General features: G+C 72.8%; 23 protein-coding genes and 3 pseudogenes. 21 read left to right on the top strand and 5 right to left on the bottom strand.

Features of this window, described 5'->3' with window-relative positions:
• Window positions 1-44 precede the first annotated feature (44 nt).
• The 10 genes from ABD385_RS02410 to ABD385_RS02365 all read left to right on the top strand — a co-directional run bounded on the left by ABD385_RS02410 (window position 45) and on the right by ABD385_RS02365 (window position 12,038).
• A complete protein-coding gene (locus ABD385_RS02410) occupies window positions 45-974 on the top strand; it encodes an ABC transporter permease (protein WP_344573151.1) in 930 nt (309 codons plus the stop codon).
• 4 nt (window positions 975-978) lie between these two features.
• Window positions 979-1,770, top strand: coding sequence for an ABC transporter ATP-binding protein (locus ABD385_RS02405; RefSeq protein ID WP_344573497.1), 792 nt, complete (start codon window positions 979-981; stop codon window positions 1,768-1,770).
• A 458-nt stretch (window positions 1,771-2,228) separates the two neighbouring features.
• The gene (gene hpnC / locus ABD385_RS02400; protein ID WP_344573150.1) at window positions 2,229-3,095 is read left to right on the top strand and encodes a squalene synthase HpnC; all 867 of its coding nucleotides are present in this window, start codon (window positions 2,229-2,231) and stop codon (window positions 3,093-3,095) included.
• A gap of 26 nt (window positions 3,096-3,121) precedes the next feature.
• A complete protein-coding gene (hpnD, locus tag ABD385_RS02395; RefSeq protein WP_344573496.1) occupies window positions 3,122-4,048 on the top strand; it encodes a presqualene diphosphate synthase HpnD in 927 nt (308 codons plus the stop codon).
• A 100-nt stretch (window positions 4,049-4,148) separates the two neighbouring features.
• Window positions 4,149-5,618 carry a hydroxysqualene dehydroxylase HpnE gene (gene hpnE, locus ABD385_RS02390; protein WP_344573148.1) on the top strand — a complete coding sequence of 490 codons (1,470 nt, stop codon included), beginning with the start codon at window positions 4,149-4,151 and terminating at the stop codon, window positions 5,616-5,618.
• The gene (locus ABD385_RS02385; protein ID WP_344573146.1) at window positions 5,615-6,730 is read left to right on the top strand and encodes a polyprenyl synthetase family protein; all 1,116 of its coding nucleotides are present in this window, start codon (window positions 5,615-5,617) and stop codon (window positions 6,728-6,730) included. The genes hpnE and ABD385_RS02385 overlap by 4 nt, the downstream gene beginning before the upstream one ends.
• Before the next feature lie 106 nt (window positions 6,731-6,836).
• Window positions 6,837-8,876 (top strand): squalene--hopene cyclase, encoded by a 2,040-nt coding sequence (gene shc, locus ABD385_RS02380; protein WP_344573144.1) that lies wholly within the window; start codon window positions 6,837-6,839, stop codon window positions 8,874-8,876.
• On the top strand, window positions 8,876-9,532 hold the full coding sequence (locus ABD385_RS02375) for a phosphorylase family protein (RefSeq protein ID WP_344573143.1): 657 nt from the start codon (window positions 8,876-8,878) through the stop codon (window positions 9,530-9,532). Before shc ends, ABD385_RS02375 begins: the two co-directional genes overlap by 1 nt.
• A 5-nt stretch (window positions 9,533-9,537) precedes the next feature.
• On the top strand, window positions 9,538-10,563 hold the full coding sequence (hpnH, locus tag ABD385_RS02370) for an adenosyl-hopene transferase HpnH (RefSeq protein ID WP_344573142.1): 1,026 nt from the start codon (window positions 9,538-9,540) through the stop codon (window positions 10,561-10,563).
• 95 nt (window positions 10,564-10,658) lie between these two features.
• Window positions 10,659-12,038, top strand: a complete 1,380-nt coding sequence (locus ABD385_RS02365; protein ID WP_344573141.1) for an aspartate aminotransferase family protein — start codon at window positions 10,659-10,661, stop codon at window positions 12,036-12,038.
• Between the two features lie 88 nt (window positions 12,039-12,126).
• Here ABD385_RS02365 and ABD385_RS02360 read toward each other — a convergent pair whose 3' ends face one another.
• On the bottom strand, window positions 12,127-12,936 hold the full coding sequence (locus ABD385_RS02360; protein WP_344573140.1) for a tyrosine-protein phosphatase: 810 nt from the start codon (window positions 12,934-12,936) through the stop codon (window positions 12,127-12,129).
• Window positions 12,937-13,210: 274 nt separating this feature from the next.
• Here ABD385_RS02360 and ABD385_RS02355 point away from each other — a divergent pair, with 274 nt between their 5' ends.
• Window positions 13,211-14,011, top strand: a complete 801-nt coding sequence (locus ABD385_RS02355; protein WP_344573139.1) for an SGNH/GDSL hydrolase family protein — start codon at window positions 13,211-13,213, stop codon at window positions 14,009-14,011.
• Window positions 14,012-14,060: 49 nt separating this feature from the next.
• Here ABD385_RS02355 and ABD385_RS02350 read toward each other — a convergent pair whose 3' ends face one another.
• Window positions 14,061-14,522, bottom strand: a complete 462-nt coding sequence (locus ABD385_RS02350) for an ATP-binding protein (protein ID WP_344573138.1) — start codon at window positions 14,520-14,522, stop codon at window positions 14,061-14,063.
• 136 nt (window positions 14,523-14,658) lie between these two features.
• On the opposite strand from ABD385_RS02350, the gene ABD385_RS02345 reads away from it, so the two are divergent.
• From ABD385_RS02345 to ABD385_RS02335, 3 genes are read left to right on the top strand one after another with little or no spacing between them, the layout of a single operon-like run.
• Complete coding sequence (locus ABD385_RS02345; protein ID WP_344573137.1) at window positions 14,659-15,525, top strand: helix-turn-helix domain-containing protein; 867 nt, start codon at window positions 14,659-14,661, stop codon at window positions 15,523-15,525.
• 7 nt (window positions 15,526-15,532) lie between these two features.
• Complete coding sequence (locus ABD385_RS02340) at window positions 15,533-15,796, top strand: DUF397 domain-containing protein (protein WP_016571016.1); 264 nt, start codon at window positions 15,533-15,535, stop codon at window positions 15,794-15,796.
• Window positions 15,797-15,806: 10 nt separating this feature from the next.
• Complete coding sequence (locus ABD385_RS02335) at window positions 15,807-16,709, top strand: SAM-dependent methyltransferase (protein ID WP_344573136.1); 903 nt, start codon at window positions 15,807-15,809, stop codon at window positions 16,707-16,709.
• A 99-nt stretch (window positions 16,710-16,808) separates the two neighbouring features.
• Here the strand turns inward: ABD385_RS02335 and ABD385_RS02330 are convergent.
• Window positions 16,809-17,302 (bottom strand): annotated as a pseudogene (locus tag ABD385_RS02330) (STM4011 family radical SAM protein); the annotation flags it as partial.
• 11 nt (window positions 17,303-17,313) lie between these two features.
• A pseudogene (locus ABD385_RS02325) lies at window positions 17,314-17,688 on the bottom strand (STM4012 family radical SAM protein); the annotation flags it as partial.
• On the opposite strand from ABD385_RS02325, the pseudogene ABD385_RS02320 reads away from it, so the two are divergent.
• Window positions 17,686-17,934: pseudogene (locus ABD385_RS02320) on the top strand (DUF6745 domain-containing protein); the annotation flags it as partial. The pseudogenes ABD385_RS02325 and ABD385_RS02320 sit on opposite strands and share 3 nt — an antisense overlap.
• On the opposite strand, the gene ABD385_RS02315 reads toward ABD385_RS02320, so the two are convergent.
• Window positions 17,910-18,827: a carbohydrate kinase family protein gene (locus tag ABD385_RS02315; RefSeq protein ID WP_344573135.1), complete on the bottom strand. Its 918-nt coding sequence runs from the start codon at window positions 18,825-18,827 to the stop codon at window positions 17,910-17,912. The pseudogene ABD385_RS02320 and the gene ABD385_RS02315 sit on opposite strands and share 25 nt — an antisense overlap.
• Window positions 18,828-19,368: 541 nt before the next feature.
• Between ABD385_RS02315 and ABD385_RS02310 the strand changes: the two genes are divergently transcribed.
• The 6 genes from ABD385_RS02310 (at window position 19,369) to ABD385_RS02285 (ending at window position 26,160) form a co-directional block, all read left to right on the top strand.
• Window positions 19,369-20,772, top strand: coding sequence for an NAD(P)/FAD-dependent oxidoreductase (locus tag ABD385_RS02310; protein ID WP_344573134.1), 1,404 nt, complete (start codon window positions 19,369-19,371; stop codon window positions 20,770-20,772).
• Window positions 20,773-21,341: 569 nt separating this feature from the next.
• Window positions 21,342-22,553, top strand: a complete 1,212-nt coding sequence (locus tag ABD385_RS02305) for an MBL fold metallo-hydrolase (protein ID WP_344573133.1) — start codon at window positions 21,342-21,344, stop codon at window positions 22,551-22,553.
• 213 nt (window positions 22,554-22,766) lie between these two features.
• Window positions 22,767-24,716 carry a sensor histidine kinase gene (locus ABD385_RS02300; RefSeq protein WP_344573132.1) on the top strand — a complete coding sequence of 650 codons (1,950 nt, stop codon included), beginning with the start codon at window positions 22,767-22,769 and terminating at the stop codon, window positions 24,714-24,716.
• Window positions 24,706-25,155, top strand: a complete 450-nt coding sequence (locus tag ABD385_RS02295) for a roadblock/LC7 domain-containing protein (RefSeq protein ID WP_344573131.1) — start codon at window positions 24,706-24,708, stop codon at window positions 25,153-25,155. The genes ABD385_RS02300 and ABD385_RS02295 overlap by 11 nt, the downstream gene beginning before the upstream one ends.
• Complete coding sequence (locus tag ABD385_RS02290) at window positions 25,152-25,562, top strand: DUF742 domain-containing protein (RefSeq protein WP_344573130.1); 411 nt, start codon at window positions 25,152-25,154, stop codon at window positions 25,560-25,562. Before ABD385_RS02295 ends, ABD385_RS02290 begins: the two co-directional genes overlap by 4 nt.
• On the top strand, window positions 25,540-26,160 hold the full coding sequence (locus ABD385_RS02285; protein ID WP_344573129.1) for a GTP-binding protein: 621 nt from the start codon (window positions 25,540-25,542) through the stop codon (window positions 26,158-26,160). The genes ABD385_RS02290 and ABD385_RS02285 overlap by 23 nt, the downstream gene beginning before the upstream one ends.
• The last annotated feature ends 20 nt before the right edge of the window (window positions 26,161-26,180 follow it).

The raw sequence follows: 26,180 nt of genomic DNA, 5'->3' as shown, positions 1-26,180 counted from the left end.
CGGGGCGTCCCCGGGAGCGCACCTTGAGGACGAAAGTGTCAACTGTGAGCGAGACTACGCACGACAGTGCGGTCGCCATGAGTGCCCCGCCATCCGCCGACGAAGGACTCACCCCCGTCCAGCGGGCGGAGAAGTACGGACTGGCGCAGAGCGGTGCCCGGCCCAGCCTGACGGAGTACGTCGGCGAGCTGTGGGCCCGCCGGCATTTCATTTCCGCCTTCGCCAGCGCCAAGCTGACGGCGCAGTTCAGCCAGGCGAAGCTGGGCCAGGTCTGGCAGGTGGCGACCCCACTGCTGAACGCGCTCGTCTACTACCTCATCTTCGGTCTGCTGATCGGCACCCGGAAGGGCGTCCCGGACTACGTCCCGTTCCTGGTGACCGGTGTCTTCATCTTCACCTTCACCCAGAGCTCCGTGATGGCCGGTACGCGGGCGATCTCGGGCAACCTGGGTCTGGTGCGTGCGCTGCACTTCCCGCGGGCCTGCCTGCCGATCTCGTTCTGCCTCATGCAGCTCCAGCAACTGCTGTTCTCCATGGGCGTGCTGGTGGTCATCCTGCTCGCCTTCGGGCAGCTGCCCACGTGGTCGTGGCTGCTGGTGCTCCCCGCGCTGGTGCTCCAGTTCGTGTTCAACACCGGCCTGGCGATGGTCATGGCCCGGCTCGGCAGCAAGACGCCGGACCTGGCGCAGCTGATGCCCTTCATCATGCGGACGTGGATGTACGCGTCCGGTGTCATGTTCAGCATCAGCGTGATCCTCCAGGGCAAGCACGTCCCGCACTGGGTCGAGGTGCTGCTGTACGCCAACCCCGCCGCGGTCTACATCGACCTGATCCGGTTCGCGCTGATCGACAGCTTCAAGGCCAGCCAGCTCCCGCCGCACGTGTGGGCGTTCGCGGCCGGCTGGGCGGTGCTGGCGGGCGTCGCGGGCTTCGTGTACTTCTGGAAGGCTGAGGAGCGGTACGGACGTGGCTGAGCAGATGAACGGCGTCCAGCCGACGGAGGCGGCGCAGGAGCGGGTCCCGACCGTGATCGCGGACGAGCTGCACATCGTCTACCGGGTCTACGGCACCGGTACGGGCAAGGGCAGCGCGATCGCGGCGCTCAACCGCATCATCCGGCGCCGGCCGTCGGTGGGCGTGCGCGAGGTGCACGCGGTGAAGGGCGTCTCCTTCACCGCCTACAAGGGCGAGTCGATCGGCCTGATCGGTTCGAACGGTTCCGGCAAGTCGACCCTCCTCAAGGCCGTGGCGGGTCTGCTGCCCGCCGAGCGCGGCAAGGTCTACACCCACGGTCAGCCCTCGCTGCTGGGCGTGAACGCGGCCCTGATGAACGACCTGACCGGCGAGAAGAACGTCGTCCTGGGCGGTCTGGCGATGGGCATGTCGCGCGAGCAGATCCGCGAGCGCTACGACGAGATCGTCGACTTCTCCGGGATCAACGAGAAGGGCGACTTCATCTCGCTGCCGATGCGCACCTATTCGTCCGGCATGGCGGCCCGGCTGCGGTTCTCCATCGCGGCGGCCAAGGACCACGACGTGCTGCTGATCGACGAGGCGCTGGCCACCGGCGACCGTGCGTTCCAGAAGCGCTCCGAGGCCCGGATCCGCGAGCTGCGCAAGGACGCGGGCACGGTCTTCCTGGTCAGCCACAACAACAAGTCCATCCGGGACACCTGTGACCGGGTGCTGTGGTTGGAACGGGGCGAACTGCTGATGGACGGCCCGACCGACGAGGTCATCAAGGCGTACGAGAAGGAGACGGGCAAATAGCCCAACCTTCGCAGGAGGCCCCCGCGCACGGTCATGGCGGGGGCCTCCGATCGTGAAGGAATGGTCAACTCTGTGCGATCCGGGAACAGTTGCTTCCCGGACCACGTTGATCGGATCGTTGCCCGAGGCTTCAGTACCCACTCGGACGCGGTCTGGATGTACGGCGTAAGCTGTACGGGTACTGATCGGCATAAACGGCACAAGTGGTGCAAGTCGGGCAATGTTCACCCGGGCGAGCGACAGGAGCTCGATCGGAGCGCGTCGCTAGCTGCGGCGTGTCCGAAATGGGATGTTTTGGCTTGGCGGTGTAGAACGGGAGACGTGACGGCAATGGCTACTGGTTCGCTCCGGCTCCACAACACGCCGGGTAGCCCCCGGTGAGCCGAGGAGACGAGCAGGCGCGTCGCGCCTTCCTCCGGAGGGTGGCGGTGAGTGGCGGGAGGGACCACACGCGCACCGTGCTCGATCAGGCCGCGCACGAGAACTTCCCGGTCGCGCCGTTCTTCCTGCCCCGCGCCTGGCGCGCCGACCTGATGGCCCTCTACGGCTTCGCCCGCCTCGTCGACGACATCGGCGACGGCGACCTGGCCCCCGGTGGTGGCGACGCCGTCCTCCTCGGCCTGGACCGCGTCCAGTACGACGACCGCCCGGCGCTGCTCGACGCCCTCGAAGCGGACCTGCACCGGGTCTTCAGCGACCGCGCGCCCGGGCCCAAGCACCCGCTGATGCGCCGGCTCGGCCCGACCGTGCGGCGCTGCGGGCTGACCCCCGATCCCTTCCTCGGCCTCATCGAGGCCAACCGCCAGGACCAGCGGATCAGCCGCTACGCCACCTACGGCGACCTCGCCGCCTACTGCGAGCTGTCCGCCAACCCCGTCGGCCGGCTCGTCCTCGGCGTCACCGGCACCTCCAGTCCGGAGCGCGTCCGGCTCTCCGACGCCATCTGCACCGCACTCCAGCTCGTCGAGCACATCCAGGACGTGAGCGAGGACCTCGGCCGGGACCGGATCTACCTTCCCGACGAGGACCTGAAGCGCTTCGGCGTCACCGAGGAGGACCTGGCCGCACCGACCGGTGGCCCCTCGGTGCGCGCGCTGATCGCCTTCCAGGCGGAGCGCGCCGGTGAGCTGCTCGACGAGGGCGCCCCGCTGGTGGGGAGCGTGTCCGGCCGGCTCAAGCTGCTGTTGGCCGGCTTCGTCGCCGGCGGCCGCGCCGCGCTCCAGGCGGTCGCCGCCGCCGATCACGATGTACTCCCCGGACCGCCCAAGCCCACCAAGCTCAGCCTGCTGCGCGAGGTCGGGGCGACACTGCGACGAGAGGGGTGAGTCGGACCGTGGAGGCCACCACACAGATGTCCGCGCCGGTGCTCGCTGCGTACCGCTACTGCGAGACGGTCACCGGGCAGCAGGCGCGCAACTTCGCGTACGGGATCCGGCTGCTGCCGGCCGAGAAGCGGCAGGCGATGTCGGCGCTCTACGCCTTCTCCCGCCGGGTCGACGACATCGGCGACGGTGCCCTGGCCCCCGAGGCCAAGGGGCGCCGGCTGGAGGACACCCGCGCCCTGCTCGCCCGCATCAAGGACGGCCGGATCGCCGAGGACGACACCGACCCGGTGGCCGTCGCGCTCGCCGACGCCGCCCGGCGCTTCCCCATCCCGCTCGGCGCGCTGGACGAACTGATCGACGGGGTGCTGGCGGACGTCCGCGGCGAGACCTACGAGACGTGGGACGAGCTGACGGTCTACTGCCGTTGCGTGGCCGGGGCGATCGGCCGGATCTCGCTCGGCGTCTTCGGCACGGTACCGGGCGCACTCGACGCCGAACGCGCCCCCGAGTACGCCGATACGCTCGGGCTCGCGCTCCAACTGACCAATATCCTCAGGGATGTTCGCGAGGACGCGGGCAACGGACGGACGTACCTTCCGGCCGAGGACCTCGCCAAGTTCGGCTGTTCGGCGGGGTTCCAGGGCCCGGTGCCGCCGCCCGGCGCCGACTTCACCGGCTTGGTGCAGTTCGAGGTCCGGCGGGCCCGTGCACTCTTCGCCGAGGGCTTCCGGCTGCTGCCGATGCTCGACCGACGCAGCGGCGCCTGTGTGGCGGCCATGGCCGGTATCTACCACCGGCTGTTGTCGCGGATCGCCGACGACCCGGCGGCCGTGCTGCGCGGCCGGGTCTCGCTGCCCGGTCGGGAGAAGGCGTTCGTCGCGGTGCGCGGGCTCTCCGGGCTCGACGCGCGGGCGATCGGCCGCCGGCAGGCCGAGAGCAGGAGGCGTGGATGAGGTGCCGGACCGCGTACACCGACCACGGTCCGGCGTCGGTGCGGCGGGCAACCCTTCGCCGGACAACGGCGTCCATCACAGGCGTGAGGGGGGAGCACACATGACAGTGGGAGCCACGCTGCCCGGGCGTGCCTCGTCGCGCCCCGCCGGCCGTCCCGAAGGGGCGGCCGCGGTGGTCATCGGGGGCGGACTCGCGGGTACCACCGCGGCGCTGGCCCTGGCCGACGCCGGCCTGCGGGTCACGCTGGTGGAGGGCCGGCCGCGCCTGGGCGGGCTGGTCTTCTCGTTCCGCCGCGACTCCGCCGTCGGCCCGCTGACCGTCGACAACGGCCAACACGTCTACCTGCGCTGCTGCACCGCCTACGGCAGTCACCTGGAGCGGCTCGGCGCGGGCCACCTGGCGCCCCTCCAGGACCGGATGGACGTCCCGGTGCTGGACGTCGGGCACGCCGGCGGCCGGCTGCGGCTCGGCCGGCTGCGCCGCACCGGCCTGCCGGTCCCGCTCCACCTGGCCAAGAGCCTCGCGCTCTACCCGCACCTCTCGCCGGCCGAACGCGCCGGCGTGGTCCGCGCCACCCTCGCCCTCGGGCGGCTGGACCCGGCCGACCCCGCGCTGGATGCCACCGACTTCGGCAGCTGGCTGCGCCGCTACGGGCAGAGCCCGCGCGCCGTCGAAGCGCTGTGGGACCTGGTCGGCGTCGCGACCCTCAACGCCACCGCCGGCGACGCCTCGCTGGGCCTGGCCGCCAAGGTCTTCAAGACCGGCCTGCTCTCCGCGCCCGGTGCCGCCGACATCGGCTGGGCCCGGGCGCCGCTCGGCGAGCTCCACGACACCCACGCGGCCAAGGCGTTGGACCAGGCCGGCGTCCGGGTCGCGCTGCGCACCCGGGCGGCCGCGGTCACCCGCGACGACGCCGGCTGGCGGGTCACGGTGGAGAACGGCCCGCACGGCCGGGAGACGCTCACCGCGGACACCGTCGTCCTCGCCGTGCCGCAGCGCGAGGCGCACGCCCTGCTGCCCGACGGCGCACTGCCCGCCAAGGAACGGCTGTTGGAGATCGGCACCGCACCGATCCTCAACGTCCACGTCCTCTACGACCGCAAGGTGGTGCGCCGCCCGTTCTTCGCCGCGATCGGGTCCCCGGTCCAGTGGGTCTTCGACCGCACCGAAGCCTCCGGGCTGGCCCGCACCCCCGGCCACGAACGCAGCCAGTACCTCGCCCTGTCGCAGTCGGCCGCACAGGCGGAGATCGACCAGCCGGTCGCCGCGCTCCGCGCCCGCTACCTCCCCGAGTTGGAACGGCTGCTGCCGGCCGCCCGGGGCGCCCGGATCCACGACTTCTTCGTCACCCGCGAGCGCACCGCGACCTTCGCGCCCGCACCGGGCGTCGGCCGGCTCCGTCCGGCTGCCCGCACCCAAGTCCCCGGCCTGTACCTGGCCGGCGCGTGGACCGCCACCGGGTGGCCCGCGACCATGGAGAGCGCCGTCCGCAGCGGCACCGCAGCCGCCCGTGAGGCACTCACCGAACTCGGCGTCCCCCAGGGCCAGTTGCCTCAGGAGGCGGCATGACCAGGCGTACGGGCGCTCGCACGAGCACCAGCATCGGAAACAGAGGAGAAACCGTGGCTTCCCCGGCTATCGACACCGCGAGCGTCACCGCGCTGCTGGAGCGCGGGCGGACACTCGCCACTCCCGTGCTGCGTGCCGCCGTGGCCAGGCTCGCCCCGCCCATGGACACCGTCGCCGCCTACCACTTCGGCTGGATCGACGCGGCGGGCAACCCCAGCGCCGGTGACAGCGGCAAGGCGGTGCGCCCGGCGCTCGCCTTGCTGTCCGCCGAGGTCGCGGGGGCCGACCCGGAGGTCGGGGTGCCCGGTGCGGTCGCCGTCGAGCTCGTGCACAACTTCTCCCTGCTGCACGACGACCTGATGGACGGTGACGAGCAGCGCCGGCACCGCGACACGGTCTGGAAGGTGCACGGTCCCGCGCAGGCCATCCTGGTCGGCGACGCGCTGTTCGCGCTCGCCAACGAAATACTGCTGGAGCTCGGCACGGTGGACGCCGGCCGGGCCACCCGCCGTCTGACGCTGGCCACCCGCAAGCTGATCGACGGTCAGGCGCAGGACATCTCCTACGAGCACCGCGAGCGGGTCACCGTCGAGGAGTGCCTGGAGATGGAGGGCAACAAGACCGGCGCCCTGCTCGCCTGCGCGGTCTCCATCGGTGCGGTCCTCGGCGGCGTCGACGACCGCACCGCGGACATCCTGGAGCGGTACGGCTACCACCTCGGCCTCGCCTTCCAGGCCGTCGACGACCTGCTGGGCATCTGGGGGGACCCGGAGGCCACCGGCAAGCAGACCTGGAGCGACCTGCGCCAGCGCAAGAAGTCGCTGCCGGTCGTCGCCGCGCTCGCGGCCGGCGGGCCCGCCTCCGAGCGGCTCGCCCGGATCCTGGCCGCCGACGCCAAGAAGAGCGAGACCGAGATCGCCGACTTCACCGAGGAGGAGTTCGCCTCCCGCGCGGCGTTGATCGAGGAGGCCGGCGGCCGCGAGTGGACCTCCGAGGAGGCCCGCCGCCAGCACGCCACCGCCATCGCCGCACTCGACGAGATCGACATGCCCGAACACCTCCGCGGGCAGCTCGTCGCGCTCGCGGACTTCGTCGTCGTACGAGAGAGATGATGACCATCAACACGCCATAGCTCGCAGTCGCCGGCCGACGCCGTCCGGGCGTCGGCCGACGGAATCCCTGAACACGCATTGACAGTTCACTGCAGAAGGGGAAGCCATGACAGCGACGACCGACGGCAGCACCGGGGCGCTGCCGCCCGGGGGCTCCTCGGCCACCGATGCCGCCGACGAGACCGCATCCGCCGGCCCGGCCGGCAGACCGACCCCCGCCGTGCTCACGGTCACGGCGGACGCCGCGCGGGAAGCGACCGCCCGCGCCACCGACTACCTGCTCTCCCTCCAGGACCCTGCCGGCTGGTGGAAGGGCGACCTCGAAACCAACGTCACGATGGACGCCGAGGATCTGATGCTCCGTCAGTTCCTGGGCATCCAGGACCCGGAACTCACCGCGGCCACCGCCCGCTACGTCCGCGGCGAGCAACTCCCGGACGGCACCTGGACCACGTTCTACGGCGGGCCCGGCGAACTCTCCACCACCATCGAGGCGTACGTGGCGCTCCGGCTGGCCGGTGACGCGCCGGACGCCCCGCACATGGCCACCGCGTCGGCCTGGATCCGCGCACAGGGCGGGATCGCCGCCTCCCGCGTCTTCACCCGCATCTGGCTCGCCCTCTTCGGCTGGTGGAAGTGGGACGACCTGCCCGAGCTCCCGCCGGAGCTCCTCTACTTCCCCAAGTGGTTCCCGCTCAGCATCTACGCGTTCGGCTGCTGGGCCCGCCAGACGATCGTCCCGCTGACCGTCGTCTCGGCCAAGCGCCCGGTCCGCCCGGCGCCGTTCGGCCTGGACGAGCTGCACGCCGACCCCCGCAACCCCAACCCGCCGCGGCCGATGGCCCCCGCCGCCAGCTGGGACGGGCTCTTCCAGCGCCTGGACCGGGCGCTGCACCTCTACCAGAAGGTCGCGCTGCGCCGGCCGCGGGCCGCCGCGCTGCGCTCGGCCGGCCGCTGGATCATCGAGCGGCAGGAGAACGACGGGTGTTGGGGCGGCATCCAGCCCCCCGCCGTCTACTCCGTCATCGCCCTGCACCTGCTCGGCTACGACCTCGACCACCCCGTACTGCGGGCCGGCCTGGACTCCCTGGAGCGGTTCGCGGTCCGGCGCGCGGACGGGGCCCGCATGATCGAGGCGTGCCAGTCGCCGGTGTGGGACACCTGCCTGGCCACCATCGCCCTGGCCGACGCCGGGGTGCCCGCCGACCATCCGCAGTTGGTCCAGGCCGTCGAGTGGATGCTCGGCGAGCAGATCGACCGGCCCGGCGACTGGTCCGTGCGCCGCCCGCAACTGCCCCCCGGGGGCTGGGCGTTCGAGTTCCACAACGAAAACTACCCAGACATCGACGACACCGCCGAGGTGGTCCTGGCGCTCCGTCGGGTGCGCCACCCCGACCCGCAGCGGGTCGAGGCCGCCGTCGAGCGGGCGGTGCGCTGGAGCCTCGGGATGCAGTCGAAGAACGGGGCCTGGGCCGCGTTCGACGCCGACAACACCAGCCCGTTCCCCAACCGGTTGCCGTTCTGCGACTTCGGCGAGGTCATCGACCCGCCGTCGGCCGACGTCACCGCGCACGTCGTCGAGATGCTCGCCGAGGTCGGGCGGGTCCACGACCCGCGCACCCGCCGCGGCCTGGCCTGGTTGCTGGCCGAACAGGAGCCCAGCGGCGCCTGGTTCGGGCGCTGGGGCACCAACTACGTCTACGGCACCGGCTCGGTGCTGCCCGCGCTCACCGCCGCCGGCATCCCGACCTCCCACCCCGCCGTCCGCCGCGCCGTCGGCTGGTTGGAGCGGGTGCAGAACGACGACGGCGGCTGGGGCGAGGACCAGCGCTCCTACCAGGACAAGGAACGGTGGGCCGGCCGCGGCGCCTCCACCGCCTCGCAGACCGCCTGGGCGTTGATGGCGCTGCTCGCGGCCGGCGAGCGGGATGGCGAGGCGGTCCGCCGCGGGGTGCGCTGGCTGGTGGAGAACCAACTGCCGGACGGTTCCTGGGACGAGCCGTACTTCACCGGTACCGGCTTCCCGTGGGACTTCTCCATCAACTACCACCTGTACCGCCAGGTCTTCCCCGTGACCGCCCTCGGCCGCTACGTCCACGGCGGACCGGGCACCGGCGCGGCGGCCGGGGCACTGGTGGGGGACTGATGCCGAGACGGCCCGTGCCGGATGCGGATCCGCCGCTGCTGGTCGCCTGCGCGCTCGGCATCGAACGGTTCGCGCTGCGCGGGGGTGGGCGCGGGGCAGCGGCTTCGCCCGCGGTCACCCTCCGTACCGGCATGGGACCCCAGGCGGCGGAGCGGGCCCTGGCCGCCGCCCTGGGTGCGGGGTCGGTCACCGCGGGTTCAGCCGTGGTGGCCAGCGGGTTCTGTGCCGGACTGGCACCGGGGATGCGCCCCGGAGACGTGATCGTCGCCGAGGCCACCCGGGACCACCGGCCCGGCTTCCCCGACGTGCCGTGCCGTGACAACGGCCCGCTGGTGCACTCCCTGCGGGCGCGCGGCCTGCGGGTGCACACCGGACTGCTGCGCGGCTGCGACCACGTCGTGCGGGGCGCCGAGCGGGCCGCGCTGCACTCCGAGGGCGCGATCGCGGTGGACATGGAGTCCGCCGCGACGCTCCGGACCGCGGTGCACTGCGGCAGCCGCGCGGTCGCGGCCGTGCGGGTGGTCGTGGACGCCCCGGAACACGAACTCGTGCGGATCCAAACGGTGCGCGGTGGGATATCCGCCTTCCGCGTGCTGCGTTCGGTATTTCCTGTTTTCTTTGAATGGCACCGTTCTTTGTTGCTCCCCAGGAGGTGAGCCAGATGGCCATGCCGCTCCGCCAATCCATCCGGGTCGGGACCTATCTGTTTGAACAGAAAGTGCTGCGCAAGCGGGAGAAGTTTCCGCTGATCGTCGAGCTGGAACCGCTCTTCGCCTGCAACCTCAAGTGCGAGGGGTGCGGGAAGATCCAGCACCCGGCCGGGGTCCTCAAGCAGCGCATGCCGGTGGCCCAGGCGGTGGGAGCGGTGCTGGAGTCCGGTGCCCCGATGGTCTCCATCGCCGGCGGCGAGCCCTTGATGCACCCTCAGATCGACGAGATCGTGCGGCAGTTGGTGGCCCGCCGGAAGTACGTCTTCCTGTGCACCAACGCGATGTTGCTGCGGAAGAAGATGGAGAAGTTCAAGCCCTCGCCCTATTTCGCCTTCGCGGTGCACATCGACGGGATGCGGGAGCGGCACGACGAATCCGTGGCGAAGGAAGGCGTGTTCGACGAGGCGGTGGCGGCCATCAAGGAGGCCAAGCGCCGCGGCTTCCGGGTCACCACCAACTCCACCTTCTTCAACACCGACACCCCGCAGACCATCATCGAGGTCCTCAACTTCCTCAACGACGACCTCCAGGTCGACGAGATGATGCTGTCGCCCGCCTACGCCTACGAGAAGGCCCCCGACCAGGAGCACTTCCTGGGCGTGGAGCAGACCCGGGAGCTGTTCCGGAAGACGTTCGCCGGCGGGAACCGGCAGCGTTGGCGGCTCAACCACAGTCCGCTGTTCCTGGACTTCCTGGAGGGCAAGGCGGACTTCCCGTGCACCGCCTGGGCGATCCCCAACTACTCGCTCTTCGGCTGGCAGCGCCCCTGCTACCTGATGAGCGACGGGTACGTCCCCACGTACCGGGAGCTGATCGAGGAGACCGACTGGGAGAAGTACGGCCGCGGCAAGGACCCCCGGTGCGCCAACTGCATGGCGCACTGCGGCTACGAGCCCACCGCCGTCCTGGCCACCATGGGCTCGCTGAAGGAGTCCCTCCGGGCGGCCAGGGAGACCGTCGCCGGGAACCGCGGCTGACGCGACGTGCGGAGAACCGGCGGCACCGGGGCCTTCCGGTGCCGCCGGTCCGGCTGGGGGCGGCACCGCAACGCCGCCCGTGAGGAGAGGACCCCGTGACCGGATTCGACCTGACCGAGCTGCTCGCCGCACGCGGCGCCGAGCGCTACGCACTGCACAGCCGCCACCTCAACCACCAGCTGCCGCGGATGCTGCACACCATCGGCTTCGACAAGGTCTACGAACGGGCCGAGGGCGCCTACTTCTACGACGCCGACGGGCAGGACTACCTCGACATGCTCGCCGGGTTCGGCGTGATGGGCCTGGGCCGGCACCACCCCGTCGTCCGCCGGGCCCTGCACGACGTGCTCGACGCCCAACTCGCCGACCTCACCCGCTTCGACTGCCCGCCGCTGCCGGGGTTGCTCGCCGAGAAGCTGCTCGCCCACGCGCCCCACCTGGACCGGGTCTTCTTCGGGAACAGCGGCACCGAGGCCGTCGAGACCGCCCTGAAGTTCGCCCGCTACGCCACCGGCCGGCCGCGCGTCCTGTACTGCACCCACGCCTTCCACGGCCTGACCACCGGCTCGCTCTCGGTCAACGGCGAGGACGGCTTCCGCGACGGGTTCGCGCCCCTGCTGCCGGACACCGCCGTCGAGATGGGCGACCTGGCGGCGTTGGAACGGGAACTCCGGCGCGGCGACGTGGCGGGTTTCGTCGTCGAGCCGATCCAGGGCAAGGGCGTCCTCGCCACCCCGCCCGGATTCCTGCGTGCGGCCCAGGAGTTGCTGCACCGCCACAAGGCCCTGCTGATCGCCGACGAGGTGCAGACCGGCCTGGGCCGGACCGGCGACTTCTTCGCCTACCAGCACGAGGAGGGGGTGGAACCGGACCTGGTGTGCGTCGCCAAGGCGCTCTCCGGCGGCTACGTCCCGGTGGGCGCCACCCTGGGCAAGGACTGGATCTTCAAGAAGGTCTACTCGTCCATGGACCGGGTGCTGGTGCACTCCGCCAGTTTCGGGGCCAACGCCCAGGCGATGGCGGCCGGGCTGGCGGTGCTCGCGGTGATGGAGGACGAGGAGACCGTCGCCCACGCCCGGCACACGGGGGAGCTGCTGCGCTCCCGGCTGGCCGCGCTGGTCGACCGGTACGAGCTGTTGCACGAGGTGCGCGGCCGCGGCCTGATGATCGGCATCGAGTTCGGGAAGCCCAAGTCCCTGGGGCTGCGCAGCCGTTGGACGATGTTGCAGGCCGCGCGCAAGGGGTTGTTCGCGCAGATGGTCGTGGTGCCGTTGCTCCAGCACCACCGGATCCTGACCCAGGTCTCCGGCGACCACCTGGAGGTCATCAAGCTGATTCCGCCGCTGATCATCGGCGAACGGGAGGTGGACCGCTTCGTCGAGGCGTTCACCGCCGTCATGGACGACGCCCACAACGGCGGGCTGCTCTGGGACTTCGGGCGGACCCTGGTCAAACAGGCGGTCGCCAACCGCTGACCGCGGGGGCGCGCCGCGGACCGCGCGGCGTGGGAGCGGGCCGTCCCGCGTGGACGGCCCGCCGGCCCGCTGCGCGGCCGGTCGGAGGTCAGTCCGCCAGCAGCCGGTCGCGGAGCTGCTCGCGGGTGGCCGGCGAGAGCTTCAGGCCGTCGGTGAGGTAGCTCTCGGTCGAGCCCCAGGTCTCCGCGATCGCGTCGAAGGCGGCCGTGAGGTAGTCGATGTCCGCGCCGAACAGCGGCGAGAGCAGCTCCATGACCTCCGGCGACATGCCGGCCGCGGAGTGGTCGGAACGGCGGACCTTGTAGCGCCGGCTGGGGTCGTTGGACTTGAGGTAGTCGGCCTCGATGGCGTCCCGCTCCACGCCGACGGCGAGCAGGGTGACCGCGACGGACAGCCCCGCGCGGTCCTTTCCGGCGGCGCAGTGCATGAGCGCCGGCACGCTGTCCTCGGCGAGGGCGTGCAGCACCCGGCTGTGGTCCTCGGCGCGGGTGGTGATGATCTCGCGGTAGGTGCGGGCCATGCGGTCCGCGGCCTTGCCGTCACCGAGGACGACCCGGAGCTGGTCCAACTCGCCGTCCCGTACCATCGTCCAGAATTCCGCCCCGTCCGCGGGATCGGTGAGCGGAATGTTGACGTTCCGCACCCCGGGCAGCGCGACGTCGGGGCCTTCGAGCTTGATGTCGGAGGCGTTGCGGAAGTCGAAGATGGTGTGCAGCCCGAGGCCGGCGAGGAACGCGGCGTCCGCCTCGGTGGCGTGTGCCAGATGGCCGCTGCGGAAGAGCCGGCCCTGCTGGACGCGACGCCCGTCGACCGTCGGCAGCCCGCCCACGTCGCGGAAGTTGCGCACCTCGGCGAGGTCGGGCTGGGACTGGGGGACCTGCGGCGTCTGCTGCGTCACGGGCGCTCCTCGGGATCGGTCGCCGACGCTGCTCGTCGACGAGGCGGGGCTCCTTCGACGATACGACATGGATGCCGCAGGCAATCAGGTGCCGAGGGCGCGCGAGGACGTCGAAACGGCGCGCATCATCCCCCATGTGTGGCGCCTGAGCAGCATTCCGGGACCGATCGTTATTCCGACTTGGACAGAATTTGACCTGGTGGCGTTAATCACCTCCCGTCAACCCCTGGTTACGGTGGCGTAGGTCACTTAGGAAGGTGAAGTATGTCCTGACGTGGCAGACGATTCGAAGAACATCAGCAAGGGCGCGATACGCGCCATCGGGTCGTACGCAGCCGTCGGGGACAGCTTTACCGAGGGGGTCGGGGATCCCGGTCCGGACGGGGCGTACATCGGTTGGGCGGACCGGCTCGCGGTCCTCCTCGCCGACCAGCGTGACGAGGGGGACTTCCGCTACGCGAACCTCGCCGTGCGCGGGCGGCTCCTGGACCGGATCATCGAGGAGCAGGTGCCACGGGCGCGGGAGCTCGCCCCCGAGCTGGTGACGTTCTGTGCCGGCGGGAACGACATCCTGCGGCCGGGCTCGGACCCGGACGCGGTGGCCGAGCGCTACGAGGCGGCCGTGGTCGCGCTGCGCGAGACGGTGTCGACGGTGCTGCTGTGCACCGGCTTCGACACTCGGGGGATGCCGGTCCTCAAGCACCTGCGGGGCAAGATCGCCACGTACACCGCCCACGTGCGGGCCATCGCCGACCGGCACGACTGCCCCGTGCTCGACCTGTGGTCGCTGAAGTCCGTCCAGGACCGGCGGGCCTGGAGTGAGGACCGGCTGCACCTGTCGGCCGACGGGCACACCCGGGTGGCGCTGCGGGCCGGGCAGGTGCTGGGCCTCGCGGTGCCGGCCGATCCGGACCAGGCGTGGCCGCCGGAGACCGAGCGGACCCCCGCCGAGGCGCGGCGCGACAACATCCACTGGGCGCGCGAGCACCTGGTGCCGTGGATCGGTCGCCGCCTGCGCGGCGTCTCGTCCGGCGACGACGTGGAGCCCAAGCGGCCGGACCTGCTGCCGCTGTAACCCTGCACCTCTGCCAGGCCCCGTGTCGCCCCCGTGGCGGCGCGGGGCCTCAGTGCGTCGCGGTGCGGTACGGGAGGTCCGCCCAGACCACCTGGCCCCCGCCGCCGTCGTCGGGCCGGGTCCCCCAGCTCTCGGAGAGCGCGCCGACCAGGAACAGTCCGCGCCCGCCCTCCTGATCGAGGGTGCCGGGTTGGGCGTGCGGCGCGGAGCGGCCCGGCCCGCCCTCGTCGGTGATCTCTATCCGTATGTGCGCGCCGACGACCGCGATCTCGCAGCCGACCTTCTCGCTGTCGGTGTGCCGCACCGCGTTGGTGAAGAGCTCGGTGACCACCAACTCCACGTCGTCGCGCACCTGTTGGGCGGCGCCCCACTCGCGCAGCAGCGAGCTGACGCGCTTGCGCGCCTCGGGCACGGAGGTGCGCCGTGCCGGCAAGTGGAACGCGTCCTGAGGGGTCTGGGCGAGGAATCCGCCGCATCGCCCTAACGACGGAGCGTTTTTGTAGGAAGCCACGACATAACTATGTGCGATGTTGCTCACCGTTGGCAAGGATCAGTCTGTAATTTGCAGAATTGAAAGTGCAGTCTGTTCGAGCTGATGACGGCATGACACACTGCTGAGCACTGAAGCTGGTTGGAGGGGATCGGACGTGGCGGACCCACGGTCTGCAGGTGCACCGACCGTCCTACGGGTGGTGCTCGGCAAACGACTGCAGGACCTGCGGGAGAGGGCGGGGCTCTCCTTCGAACGGGCCGCGGCCGCGCTGGACGTGACGCACGCCACGATACGACGCATGGAGAAGGCCGAAGTCGGCCTCAAGATCCCCTACGTCGAGAAGCTGTTGGCGACCTACGGGGTCACCGACCAGAAGGAGATCGACGGCTTCGTCTCGCTGGCCCGCGAGGCCAACCGCCCCGGCTGGTGGCACCGCTTCCGCGACGTCCTCCCCGAGTGGTTCAGCGCCTTCGTCAGCCTGGAGAGCGAAGCCAACCTCATCCGCTCCTACCAACCGCACTACGTCCCCGGCCTCTTGCAGACCGAGGACTACGCCGCCGCCGTGCTGCGCGCCGGGATGCCGCACGCCACGCCGGCCGACGTCGACCGCATCGTGGCCCTGCGCATGGAGCGGCAGGCGCTGTTGACCCGCGAGAACGCCCCGATGCTGTGGTCGGTCATGGACGAGACCGTGCTGAGACGGCTCATCGGCGGACCCAAGGTGATGCGGGACCAGATCGCGCGGCTGATGGAAGCCACCTCGATGCCGAACGTCCGGCTCCAGGTGATGCCCTTCGCCGCGGGCCCGCACCCCGCCATGTACGGGCCGTTCCACATCTTCCGCTTCCCGATCCCGGAGCTCCCGGACATCGCGTACGCGGAAAGCCTCGTCGGAGCCGTGTACTTCGACCAGCGCAACGACGTCTCGCAGTACCTGGAGGCCCTGGACCGGATGTGTGCGCAGGCCGCGCCGGCACACGCCACCCAGGCCATTCTGGGTGGCTTTCGCAAGGAGATCTGAACCCCCCATGGATCGCATACGTATCTACAACGGCATGCCCGCCAACGAACTGGGCAGCGACGGCTGGCACAAGCCGTGGAGCGGCGGAAACGGCGGCGAGTGCGTCGAGGCCATGCGCCTGCGGGACGGCCGGGTCGCGCTGCGCCAGTCCACCGACCCGGACGGTCCCGCGCTGATCTACACCCACCGCGAGATGGTCAGTTTCATCGAGGGCGCGAAGGCCGGCCACGCCGACTTCCTGCTCTCCGCCGCGCCGTGCTCGGCGCACTGAGGGAGGAGCCATGACCGACCAGCACGGCCTTCCCGAGACGGCCGCCGGCGTTCCGGAGATCGGCCCGTACCCGCCCGGCCCGGACCATCTGGGCTTCGCCGCCGAGGAGATCGACACCAGTCGGCCGCATCCGGCCCGGATGTACGACTACTTCCTCGGCGGATGGGACAACTACGAGGTCGACCGGGTCGCCGCCGACCGGGTCATCGAACTGCACCCGCAGGTGCGCGACAGCGTCCGCGCCAACGGGGCCTTCCGCCAGCGCGCGGTCCGCGCCGTGGTGGCGGCCGGGGTGCGGCAGTTCCTCGTCCTCGGCATCGGCATCCCCACCTCGCCCAATGCCCACGAGGTGGCCCGGCGGACCGCACCCGAGACCCGGGTGGTGTACGTGGACAGCGACCCGATCGTCGCCACCCACGCCCGGGCCCGCCTCGCCAACGCGCCCGGGACCGCCTTCGCCCTCGGTGACCTCCGCGACCCCAAGGCCGTCCTGGACGACCCGGTGGTCCGCGAACTGATCGACTTCGAGCGGCCCGTGGGCCTGCTCATCGGCGGAGTGATCGACTTCCTCGGGGACGAGGACCAACCCGCCGCGCTGCTCGCCGCGTTCGGCGCCGCACTGCCGGCCGGCAGCCACCTGATCCTCTCGCACGGCACGTACGAACCGTACGAGGGCTACGCACAGGGCCGCATCGACGAGGCGGCCCGGGCCCATGTGGAAGAGGTCTACAAGAGCGCCACCACCCCGCTCGCGCTGCGCACCAAGGACGAGATCGCGGCCCTCCTCGGACCGTTCGCCCCACTGGAACCGGGCGTCGTCCGCGTACCGCTGTGGCGGCCCGACGGCGCCGTGCCCGGACCGAAGCAGCTCAACGACACCATCTTCTACGGAGCGGTGGGCCGCAAGGACTGAACCGGCAGCGCTCCGGCACGGTCGGACACCGGCGCCCCCGCCGTGCGGGGACGAACCGGAGTGGGGGTCCGACCGGGGACGGGATCCGTTCCAGCACAGGAGGTCGACCCCCGTGGGCAGGTCGGCGCGGAGCCTGCGGGCCACGTCGAGGTGCTCGGGAAAGCCCACCACGCCCACGCTGAAGCGCACGCCCCGACCGGCCAACTCCCGTGTCCTCGCCAGGAAGCGGTCGTACGGCGTCTGCCCCGGGTGGAAGGTGCACCACAGGGCCAGCGCGTCGAGGTCGGCGTCGGCCAGTCACTCCGTGCGGCAGCCGAGGTTGGTCTGGATGGCCACCCGCCGCACGTGCGGCAGCCGGCTCAACTCGACCAGGGCGCGCCGGTACCAGGAGCGCACCAGGCCCTCGCCCCACGGGGTGAACAGCACGGACAGTCGGTCGTCCGTCTGCTGCGCGGCCCAGGCCACGAAGCGGTCCAGCGCCGCCCGGTCGGCGCGCAGCTGCCCCCGGCCGTCCCGCCGCTTGGCGAACGGGCAGTAGGGCAGGCGTAGTCGCGGGACGCCAGCGGCCCGCGGTACAGCAGCGTCAAGTCCATTGCGCGGCCCGTCACTTGAGGTCGTAGGCGGCCATCCGGGACCGGACGCCGGGGGAGAACAGCATCGGGCCCAGCGCGTCGGAGTGCGCCAGCCCCTCGGGGGACAGCCGCAGCAGGTCCGGGCCGGCGGTCTCGTCCAGCCAGCCGCGCTCGGCGAACGCCGCCAGCTCCGTCGGGAAGTCGTTCGCGGTGAGCAGGTGGTCCCGGCCGTGGCGGTACAACCGCAGCCGCTGGGCGTCCCACTCCGGGTCCGGCCCGGCGCCCTCCGTGCGGCCCAGGCCCGTCAACGGCCGCACGTACAGCGGGTAGAGGCAGAGCTCCTCGGGGCGCCAGCGCAGCGCGGCGTCCAGCGAACGCCGCCAACTGCGCTCGGTCTGGCCGTCGACCACTATCTGGCGGAGTCCGGTGCCCGGCCGGTCAATCGCGACGCGACCGGCGTGCTGTGGCGCGTCGACCTGCCCGACGACGAGCCGGTGGTCATGGTCGAGGTGGTCAACTCCACGCCCGAACCGGACGGCACCCACCGCACGTACTGGCTGCGGGTGCCGCCGCGGACGCGGACCGCGCGGCAAGGCGTCGCCTGGACCTTCGGCATCGCGGAGGAGGGCTACGCCCCGGTGCTGGAGACCTGAGCCTCGACGGCGGGTACCGGGGGTGGGGGCGGCGGCGGGCTGGCGGAGGCCAGGAGGTCGTCGGGACGGGCCAGCGCGGTGTGGGTGCCCGCCGCCGTGCAGGCGTGGGCACCGGCGACGGCGCCGAGCCGCGCGCACTCCTCCAGCTCGTGGCCCGACAGCCGGCCGTAGAGGAAGCCGCAGGTGAAGGCGTCGCCGGCGCCGTTGCTGTCCACGACCGGGGTGGGCGGCACGGCGGCCGGCACCAGCCGCGGGGTGCGGTCCTCGGGCGTGAGGAGGTAGGCGCCGCCCGCGCCGGCGGTGGCGATCACGGCCTTGGCCCGGCCCTCGCGGATGATCTCCCGCATGATCTGGCCGATCCGCTCCCCGGCCCCCGCCGTACTGAGGAAGACCAGGTCGGAGCGGAACGCGAACGCGCGGTGGTGCTCGGTCAGGCCGTCCCAGTCGTGCAGGTCCGTGGAGACGGGGACGCCCAGCGCCTCGATGTCGTCGAAGAGGTAACGGGCGAAGTGACTGATCGACAGGTGGACGTGCCGGGTGCGGCGCAGGAGGGGGAGGTAGTGCTCGGGCGGCATCCGCAGATCGAGCGGGTCGCGCGCGTCGTAGAAGGACATCCGGCGGCCGTCGGGCGAGACCAGGTTGACCGCCCGGCGGGTGCCGTGCGGGGAGATCAGCGGACGGAAGTCGACCCCGCTGCCGGCCAGCCGCTCACGGACCAGCGCGCCCGGCGGATCGTCGCCGAGGAAGTCCACGAAGCCGGTGGTGAGGCCCAGCGCCGCGCAGCCGAGCGCGACTCCGGTCCCGGTGTGCCCGGCCCATTCGCGGACGGGCGGCACCGCATGGCTGTCGGCGGACGGGACGGGCAGTGCGCCGACCCGCACGATGGTGTCCACGCCCGATCCGCCGACGACGAGTACGTCATATGGCTCAGATACCTGCTGGAAGGTCACAAGCGTCCCTGAATCCCTTGCTGGTGAGACGAGTCCCGTGCTGGTGGGAGCGGCCGCGGCCGCGGTGCGCCCGCCGTCGGGAGTCTAGACGCACAGTCGCCTCATATCGGGATGTTCGGGACTGATGTGACGCGAGGGAGGACGGGCGCCCGGGAGGCCGCTTCCCGGGCCCGGAAGAGGGGTAGCAGGCGGTGCCCTCGTGGCGTCCGCGCGACGGCCGGGCGGCTCCGACCGCACGTCAGGACGGAGGGCCGCGAGCGTAGTCGGAAGCCCGATCCGGGGGCGACGGAGACGCCCACGGGAGTCGAGGAGGTGGCGGGAGCGCAGCGGGAACCAGCCGGCAGTGGGGGACGGGGAGCACGTGAGAGCAGTGGGGGAGCGGGCGTCGGGTCGTTGACACGGGCGCGCCGGGCGCTGAGGCTGAGGCGCACGGGTGATCGGGCCCCGCGAGCGGGTCCCGCAGGCGGGGAGAAGGGGAACGCGCATGGCGGAGCACACCGGGCCCGGGCGCAGCGCCGTCGTGATCGGCGGCGGACTCGCCGGGATGCTCGCGGTCACCGCGCTGCGCGGGCACTTCGACGTGGTCACGGTCGTCGAACGGGACCGCTACCCCGCCGACCGGACGTTCCGCAAGGGCGTCCCGCAAGCCCGCCACCTGCACATCCTCCTCAGCGGCGGGCAGCGAGCACTGGAGCGGCTGCTGCCCGGCACGGTCGCCGCGCTCACCGAGGCCGGGGCCCGCCGCCTCTACCTCCCGCGCGATCTGCTCACCCGTACGCCCACCGGCTGGCAGCGCCGGTTCGACGAGCGCCGGCATCCCACACTGAGCGTCACCCGACCGGTCCTGGACGCCGTCGTCCGCGAGCGGGCGTTGGGCGCCGCGGCCGGCCCGGCCACCCGGGTCGAGGTCCTGGAGGCGACCGAGGCCGTCGGCCTCACCGGTGACGCCCGGCGGGTCACCGGCGTCACGGTCCGGGCCCGCAACGGCGACCGCGGCGCCGCCAGCCGGGTGCTCCCCGCCGACCTGGTCGTCGACGCCTCCGGCCGGGGTTCCCGCACGCCCCAGTGGTACGCCGAACTCGGCCGGGAGGCGCCGCAGGAGGTGACCGTGGACTCCGGCCTCGCCTACGCCACCCGGATGTACCGCCCGACTGCCCGGGGCGAGGCGCCGGACGCCGGCGTCAACGTGCCCGGTTGGCCGGAGTGCCCGCGGGGCGCCGCCTACGTCCCCGTGGAGGACGGCAACTGGCTGCTGACGTTGTCGGGGGTGCGCGGCCACCACCCGCCGACCGACGAGGCGGAGTTCACCGCGTTCAGTGCCACCATCGGCGACCCGTACGTCCACGAACTGCTCGCCCGCGCCGAACCGGTCTCGCCGGTGCACGGCTTCCGCGACACCTGCAACCGGCGCCGGCACTACGAGCGCCCCGGTGGCGTCCCGGACGGCTTCCTGGTCCTGGGCGACGCGAACTGCACCTTCAACCCGGTCTACGGGCAGGGCATGTCGGTGGCCGCGCTCGGCGCGGTGGCCCTGCGGGACACCCTGGACGCGGCCGGTGGGCCGGGGCCCGGGGTCCTCGCCCGGGCACAGCGGGCGGTCGGCCGGGCCGCGGAACCGGCCTGGATCGCGGCGGTCGGCGCGGACCGCCCCTACGTCCGCGGGGGCGGCGCCAAGGCGGGACTCGGCGAACGGCTGACGACGTGGTACCTCGACCGCCTCACCGCCCGGGCCGCCGTCGACCGCGTCGTCGGCGCCGCCTTCCGGGACGTCTTCTGCCTCACCGCCCCGCCCTCCCGCCTGATGGCCCCGCGGGTCGTCCTGCGCACCGTCCTCCTGCCCCGCCGGCCGGGCCTGCCCCGGCCGCCCACCGCCGTGGAGCCGGCCTGACGCTCCGTCGGTCCCTGACCTTCAGAGCCCGCCCCGTGCGCTCGAACCACCGGGGCTTCCGCTCCCGTCGCAGGACCGCTCGTCACGGACCCCGCGCGACGCACCTGCGAATCCGAGCGGGAATCCGGCCGGGAATGCCGCTCCACCGGCGGATCGGTTGCCGGCCGGTCGGGGCCACCCGGTCGTCGGGCTCGGCGCGGGGAGGGGCTCCGTGACGGGTGGGGTGGAAGGCGAAGGAGGGGCGGGACGGGCGTGGGGCCGGGGCGCAGGGGCGGGGCACCCCGTCTGACGGACGTCACGCGCTGCACGGGCCCGCTCGCCTCCGATTCACTCGAACGGATGCTTTCGGCTGGCGCGGCCGTTCATCCGGGCGTAGGCGCCCGCCTCCGGCCGTCACCAGCCGGTGCACCGGCCCGTCACCCGCACCGGGAATGCACCGACGGGCTGCGCCGTTGCCCCGAGGAGTGCCCGGTGCTGGTCCGCGGTCGCCGCCCGGCGGCTCGGCGGTGCCGGAACCCAGCGTTCGCGCGGTCCGTTCACTTCGCGACTGCCCCGACCATGGAGGTGCCGTGACCGCATCCCGACCCCGCCCCACGCCCCTGTCCGCGCTGCGCCCCGCGACGTTCGGCGCCGAGCCGACCGGGGAGCGACTGGCACGGATGCGCAGATCACCGCAGTTCGTCGACGGGCAGTTCCGCAACCCGGCCCCCACCCGCCAGCTGCTGCGGGGCGCCGCCCTGCCGATGGCCCGCACGCAGCTCAGCCGCGAGGGCCGACTGCGGCGCGCGCCGGTGGGACGGATCCCGGTGCACCACCCGACCGACGAGGACTGGGGGCGCCCCCCGGCTTCCGGGCTGCGGATCACCTGGATGGGACATTCCAGCGTGCTCGCCGAGATCGACGGGCAGCGGGTGCTGTTCGACCCGGTCTGGGGCGAGCGCTGCTCACCGTTCAGCTGGGCCGGACCGAAGCGGATGCACCCGGTGCCGGTGGAGCTCGCGGAGCTGGCCCCGGTCGACGTCGTGGTCATCTCGCACGACCACTACGACCACCTCGACATGTCCACCGTCAAGGGCCTGGTGAGTTCCGACGCGCTCTTCGTCGTGCCGCTCGGCATCGGCGCCGACCTGGAGTTCTGGGGCGTGCCCGCGGCCCGGATCACCGAGCTGGACTGGCACGAGTCGACCCGGGTCGGCGGGCTCACCCTCACCGCCACACCGGCCCAGCACTTCTGCGGCCGGGGGCTGCGCGGCGCCCAGCACACGCTCTGGGCCTCCTGGGTCGTCGCCGGCCCCGAGCACCGCGTCTACCACAGCGGTGACACCGGCTACTTCGCCGGATTCGCCGGGATCGGCGCGGCCCACGGCCCGTTCGACGCGACGATGGTCCAGGTGGGGGCCTACTCCGACTTCTGGCCCGACATTCACATGACCCCGGAGGAGGGGCTGCGGGCCCATCTGGACCTCCAGGGCGGGGAGCCGCGCGGGGTGTTGATGCCGATCCACTGGGGCACCTTCAACCTCGCGCCGCACCCGTGGGCCGAGCCCGCGGAGCGCACCGTCGCGGCGGCGCACCGGGTCGGCGCGGAGGTGGCGGTGCCGGCGCCGGGTCGGCCCTTCGAGCCCGCCGACGCGCAGGTCGTGGAGCCGTGGTGGCGGGCGGTGGCGGTGCCGCCGGTGCAGGGGTGGCCGAGCTGGCCGCCGGCGGGCCCGGTGGTGGCGCGGGCCGGTGCGGTCGCGGAGGGGGCGGTGGGCGCGGTCCCGGTCGAACTCCCGGAGTGAGGCGGGACCCGTGGTGCGGTTGAGGCGGCCGAGGCCGCCCCAACGACGCATTCCTGTACGGAGGTTCGGATCTTTTCGCACCTCCGTGCGGGGTGTGCCTACCCACGGAGGTGGCGCGGGGTAGCGAAACCCCGAAGGGGGTCCGAACCCCACCCCCGCAACAACTAGCGTGCGTGCTCCGCGAACTGCCAACGGCCGATCCGGAGGGCACCGATGCCTACCGCAACCCCGCCGAGGACCGAGACGTCCCTGGAGGCTCCCAGGTCCCCTGGCGGCCGGCGCGGCCGGGCGGTTCCCGCGGAGCCGGTCACCGACGCCGCCATACGGTCCCGCCTGGTCCGACTCGCCGCCGTCCCCGCCCTGCTGACGGCGGTGGTCTGCGCGGGCGTCACCGCGTTCGTGGTCCGCAGCGGCGGCGCGCGGCTCACCGGCCGCGAGTGGCCGGTGCTGGTCGGTGGCCTCGTCGCGGTCTGCGCCGTCGTCCTGGTCGGCGGTCTGGTCGGGAACGCCGAGGCCCGCGCCCTGGCGCACCGTTGCGCGCGGCTGCGCCAGGTGTGCGCCCGCGCGCAGGCCGACATCGCCGACCTGCTCGACCGGGTGCGCCACGACGCGTGGCTGCACGCCCGGGAGGACCGGGAGCCGCCCTCCGAACCCGGTGGTGACCCGCTCGGGCAGCTCGCGCACGAGGTCGCCGCCACCGGCCGGGCCGCCGAGGCCGCGCTCATCGAGGCGGTGGGGATCGTCCGCAGCGACGCCACCGGCAACGAGCAGAAGCTGGAGGTCTTCGTCAACCTCGCGCGGCGCCTGCAATCCCTCGTGCACCGCCAGATCCTGACCCTCGACGCGATGGAGCACCAGGTCGAGGACCCGGACCTGCTCAAGGGCCTGTTCGTGATCGACCACCTGGCCACCGGGATCCGCCGGCACGCCGAGAACCTCGCGGTGCTCGGCGGCGCCATCACCCGCCGTCAGTGGACCCGTCCGATCACCCTGACCGAGGTGGTGCGTTCCTCGACCGCCGAGGTCGAGCAGTACACCCGGATCAAGCTGGTGTCGCCCTTCGAGGGCACCCTGCGCGGGCACGCGGTCGCCGACGTCGTGCACCTGCTCGCCGAACTCGTCGAGAACGCCACCGAGTTCTCCGACCCGGAGACCCCGGTCACGGTGCGGGCCCGGCACGTCACCGCCGGGCTCGCGGTGGAGATCGAGGACCGTGGTCCGGGCATGCCGGCGGACGAGCAGGAGCAGATGAACCGGCTGCTCACCGACCCCGCACGGATCGACCTCACCGAACTGCTCGACGACGGCCGGATCGGCCTCTACGTGGTCTCCTCGCTCGCCCAGCGGCACGGCCTCGTGGTCCGGCTCCAGAGCAGCATCTACGGCGGCGTACAGGCCGTCGTGATCGTGCCGCCGGAACTGCTCGGGGACGACTCCGCCGAGACCCGGGAGGAGTTCTCGGACGGCATGGCGGACGAGGAGGGCGAACCGCTCCCGGCGCGCGGCCAACGCGGCCCCGACCACCGCCTCGACGGCCCCGCGGGGCGCAGCGGACCGGCCGCCGCCCCCGCCCTCCGCGCCGCCGGCGACCGTGCGACCCGTGCCCTGCCGGCCGCCCCCGCGCACACCGCAGGGCCCGACGACCCGCCGGCCCGCCGGCGCATCGTGCGCACCCCCGCCGCGACCACCATCGCCAGCGTCGAGGCCGCGGCGCTGACCCCGCAGCACGGCTGCGGTGCGCCCGACGGCCTGTCCGCCGGCGGGCCGGTCGGCGGGCACCCCGCCGATCCCGGTCCGGTGGTCCTGCCGCCCCCGCCGCTGCCCCTCGACGACGGCCGCCGCCCCCGGCTGCCGCGCCGCGTCAAGCAGGCGCACCTCGCCCCCCAACTGCGCGACGTGCCGGTCCGCCCGCCCCAGCGCACCGGCCCCGAGCGCCTCCACGACCCGAATCTGATGGCCGCCTACCAGCGTGGCTTCAGCCGCGGCGACCCCAGCTACGCGGCCGGCCTCACCGCCGCCGGCCACCCCGCCCCCGCGCCTGCCACCACCCCGGGCCAGGACCGCGCACCCGGCAGCCGGCAAGACCCCGAACTGCTCCTTGCCCCCGATCACGACGGCCCGACGGCCCGCCCCCGAGGAGACGACCCCGACCATGGTGAGTGATGTGCGCGCGCAGACGACCACGGAGTTCAGCGGCACCCAGCACACCGACCTTTCCTGGCTGCTGACCGGACTCGTCCAGCGGGTGCCGCACACCCGCAGCGCCGTCCTGCTGTCCGCCGACGGCCTCGTCAAGGCCGCCCACGGCTTCGAACCGGACGTCGCCGACCACATGGCGGCGCTCTCCTCCGGCCTGTACTCCCTGGCCCGCAGCGCCGGTTCCCGCTTCGGGGAGGGCAGCGACATCCTCCAGGTCGTCGTCGAGATGGAGCAGACCTTCCTCTTCGTCGCCGCCGCCGGCTCCGGCGCCTGCCTGGCCGTGCTGGCCGGCCGCGAGGCCGACGCGGGAGTGCTCGGCTACGAGATGGGGATGCTGGTCAAGAGCGTCCGGCCGTACGTGTCGACGCCCCCGCGCCACCACGCCCCGGCGGGTGGCCGTTGACCGTGGTCCTCCCGTGCCGGCAGCGGTCGTACGGGCCGGACGCGCCGTGGATCGACGAGGTGGCGGGCCGGCTGGTCCGCCCCTTCACCGTCAGCAAGGGCCGCACCCGACCCACGGCCGACCTCGACCTGATGACCATGGTGCGGGCGACCGGGCGGCGACCCGCCGGCCTCCAAGGCCCCGACTACGACCGGGTCCTGGAGCTGTGCGACGGGCCCGTCCCGGTCGCCGAGGTCGCCGCGCACCTCGGGCAGCCCGTCGCGGTGACCAAGGTGCTCCTCGCGGACCTCGTCGACTGCGGGGCGCTCACCACGCGGACCCCGCCGGCCCTCTCGGCCGAGCCCGTCCCCCGTTCCGACCGCGCCCTGCTGGAGGCCGTGCTGCATGGACTTCGTCAACGACTCTGACGCCCGGCTCCCGGAGCACCCCGCGCCCGACGCCTTCCCGATCGCGCTGAAGGTCCTGGTGGCGGGCGGCTTCGGCGTCGGCAAGACCACCTTCGTCGGTGCGGTCAGCGAGATCGAACCGCTCAGCACGGAGGAGCTCATCACCCAGATAAGTGCCGGCACCGACGACCTGTCCGGCGTGGAGGACAAGACCACCACGACCGTCGCGCTGGACTTCGGCCGGATCACGCTCGATCCGGAGCACGTCCTCTACCTCTTCGGGACGCCCGGGCAGCACCGCTTCTGGTTCCTGTGGGACGAGTTGTCCCACGGCGCGCTGGGTGCGGTGGTGCTCGCCGACACCCGGCGGCTGGACCAGTGCTTCGCCGCGGTCGACTTCTTCGAGGGGCGGGGCATCCGGTTCGTCGTCGCGGTGAACGAGTTCGACGGCGGACACCACTACGCGGTCGCCGAGGTCCGCGCCGCCCTGGACCTCGCCCCACGGGTCCCGGTCGTGCTCTGCGACGCCCGCCAGTGCGCCTCCGGCACCCACGTCCTGGTGTCCCTCGTCGAACACCTGCTCAGCCCCGTCCGCACCGCCACCCCGGAGCCGTCATGAACGTCCCCTCCGCACGCTTC

The organism is Streptomyces lunalinharesii (assembly GCF_039532155.1).
GTDB lineage: Bacteria > Actinomycetota > Actinomycetes > Streptomycetales > Streptomycetaceae > Streptomyces > Streptomyces lunalinharesii.
Note: the sequence above shows the minus strand (reverse complement) of the source record. Positions and strands in the feature narration are given on the sequence as shown.

Excerpts from the sequence above, each read along its gene's own strand:
- ABD385_RS02405 (WP_344573497.1), top strand. The coding sequence starts at position 979 with ATGAACGGCGTCCAGCCGACGGAGGCGGCGCAGGAGCGGGTCCCGACC.
- hpnD (WP_344573496.1), top strand. The coding sequence starts at position 3,122 with ATGTCCGCGCCGGTGCTCGCTGCGTACCGCTACTGCGAGACGGTCACC.
- hpnE (WP_344573148.1), top strand. The coding sequence starts at position 4,149 with ATGACAGTGGGAGCCACGCTGCCCGGGCGTGCCTCGTCGCGCCCCGCC.
- ABD385_RS02385 (WP_344573146.1), top strand. The coding sequence starts at position 5,615 with ATGACCAGGCGTACGGGCGCTCGCACGAGCACCAGCATCGGAAACAGA.
- shc (WP_344573144.1), top strand. The coding sequence starts at position 6,837 with ATGACAGCGACGACCGACGGCAGCACCGGGGCGCTGCCGCCCGGGGGC.
- ABD385_RS02375 (WP_344573143.1), top strand. The coding sequence starts at position 8,876 with ATGCCGAGACGGCCCGTGCCGGATGCGGATCCGCCGCTGCTGGTCGCC.
- hpnH (WP_344573142.1), top strand. The coding sequence starts at position 9,538 with ATGGCCATGCCGCTCCGCCAATCCATCCGGGTCGGGACCTATCTGTTT.
- ABD385_RS02340 (WP_016571016.1), top strand. The coding sequence starts at position 15,533 with ATGGATCGCATACGTATCTACAACGGCATGCCCGCCAACGAACTGGGC.
- ABD385_RS02335 (WP_344573136.1), top strand. The coding sequence starts at position 15,807 with ATGACCGACCAGCACGGCCTTCCCGAGACGGCCGCCGGCGTTCCGGAG.
- ABD385_RS02310 (WP_344573134.1), top strand. The coding sequence starts at position 19,369 with ATGGCGGAGCACACCGGGCCCGGGCGCAGCGCCGTCGTGATCGGCGGC.
- ABD385_RS02300 (WP_344573132.1), top strand. The coding sequence starts at position 22,767 with ATGCCTACCGCAACCCCGCCGAGGACCGAGACGTCCCTGGAGGCTCCC.
- ABD385_RS02295 (WP_344573131.1), top strand. The coding sequence starts at position 24,706 with ATGGTGAGTGATGTGCGCGCGCAGACGACCACGGAGTTCAGCGGCACC.
- ABD385_RS02285 (WP_344573129.1), top strand. The coding sequence starts at position 25,540 with ATGGACTTCGTCAACGACTCTGACGCCCGGCTCCCGGAGCACCCCGCG.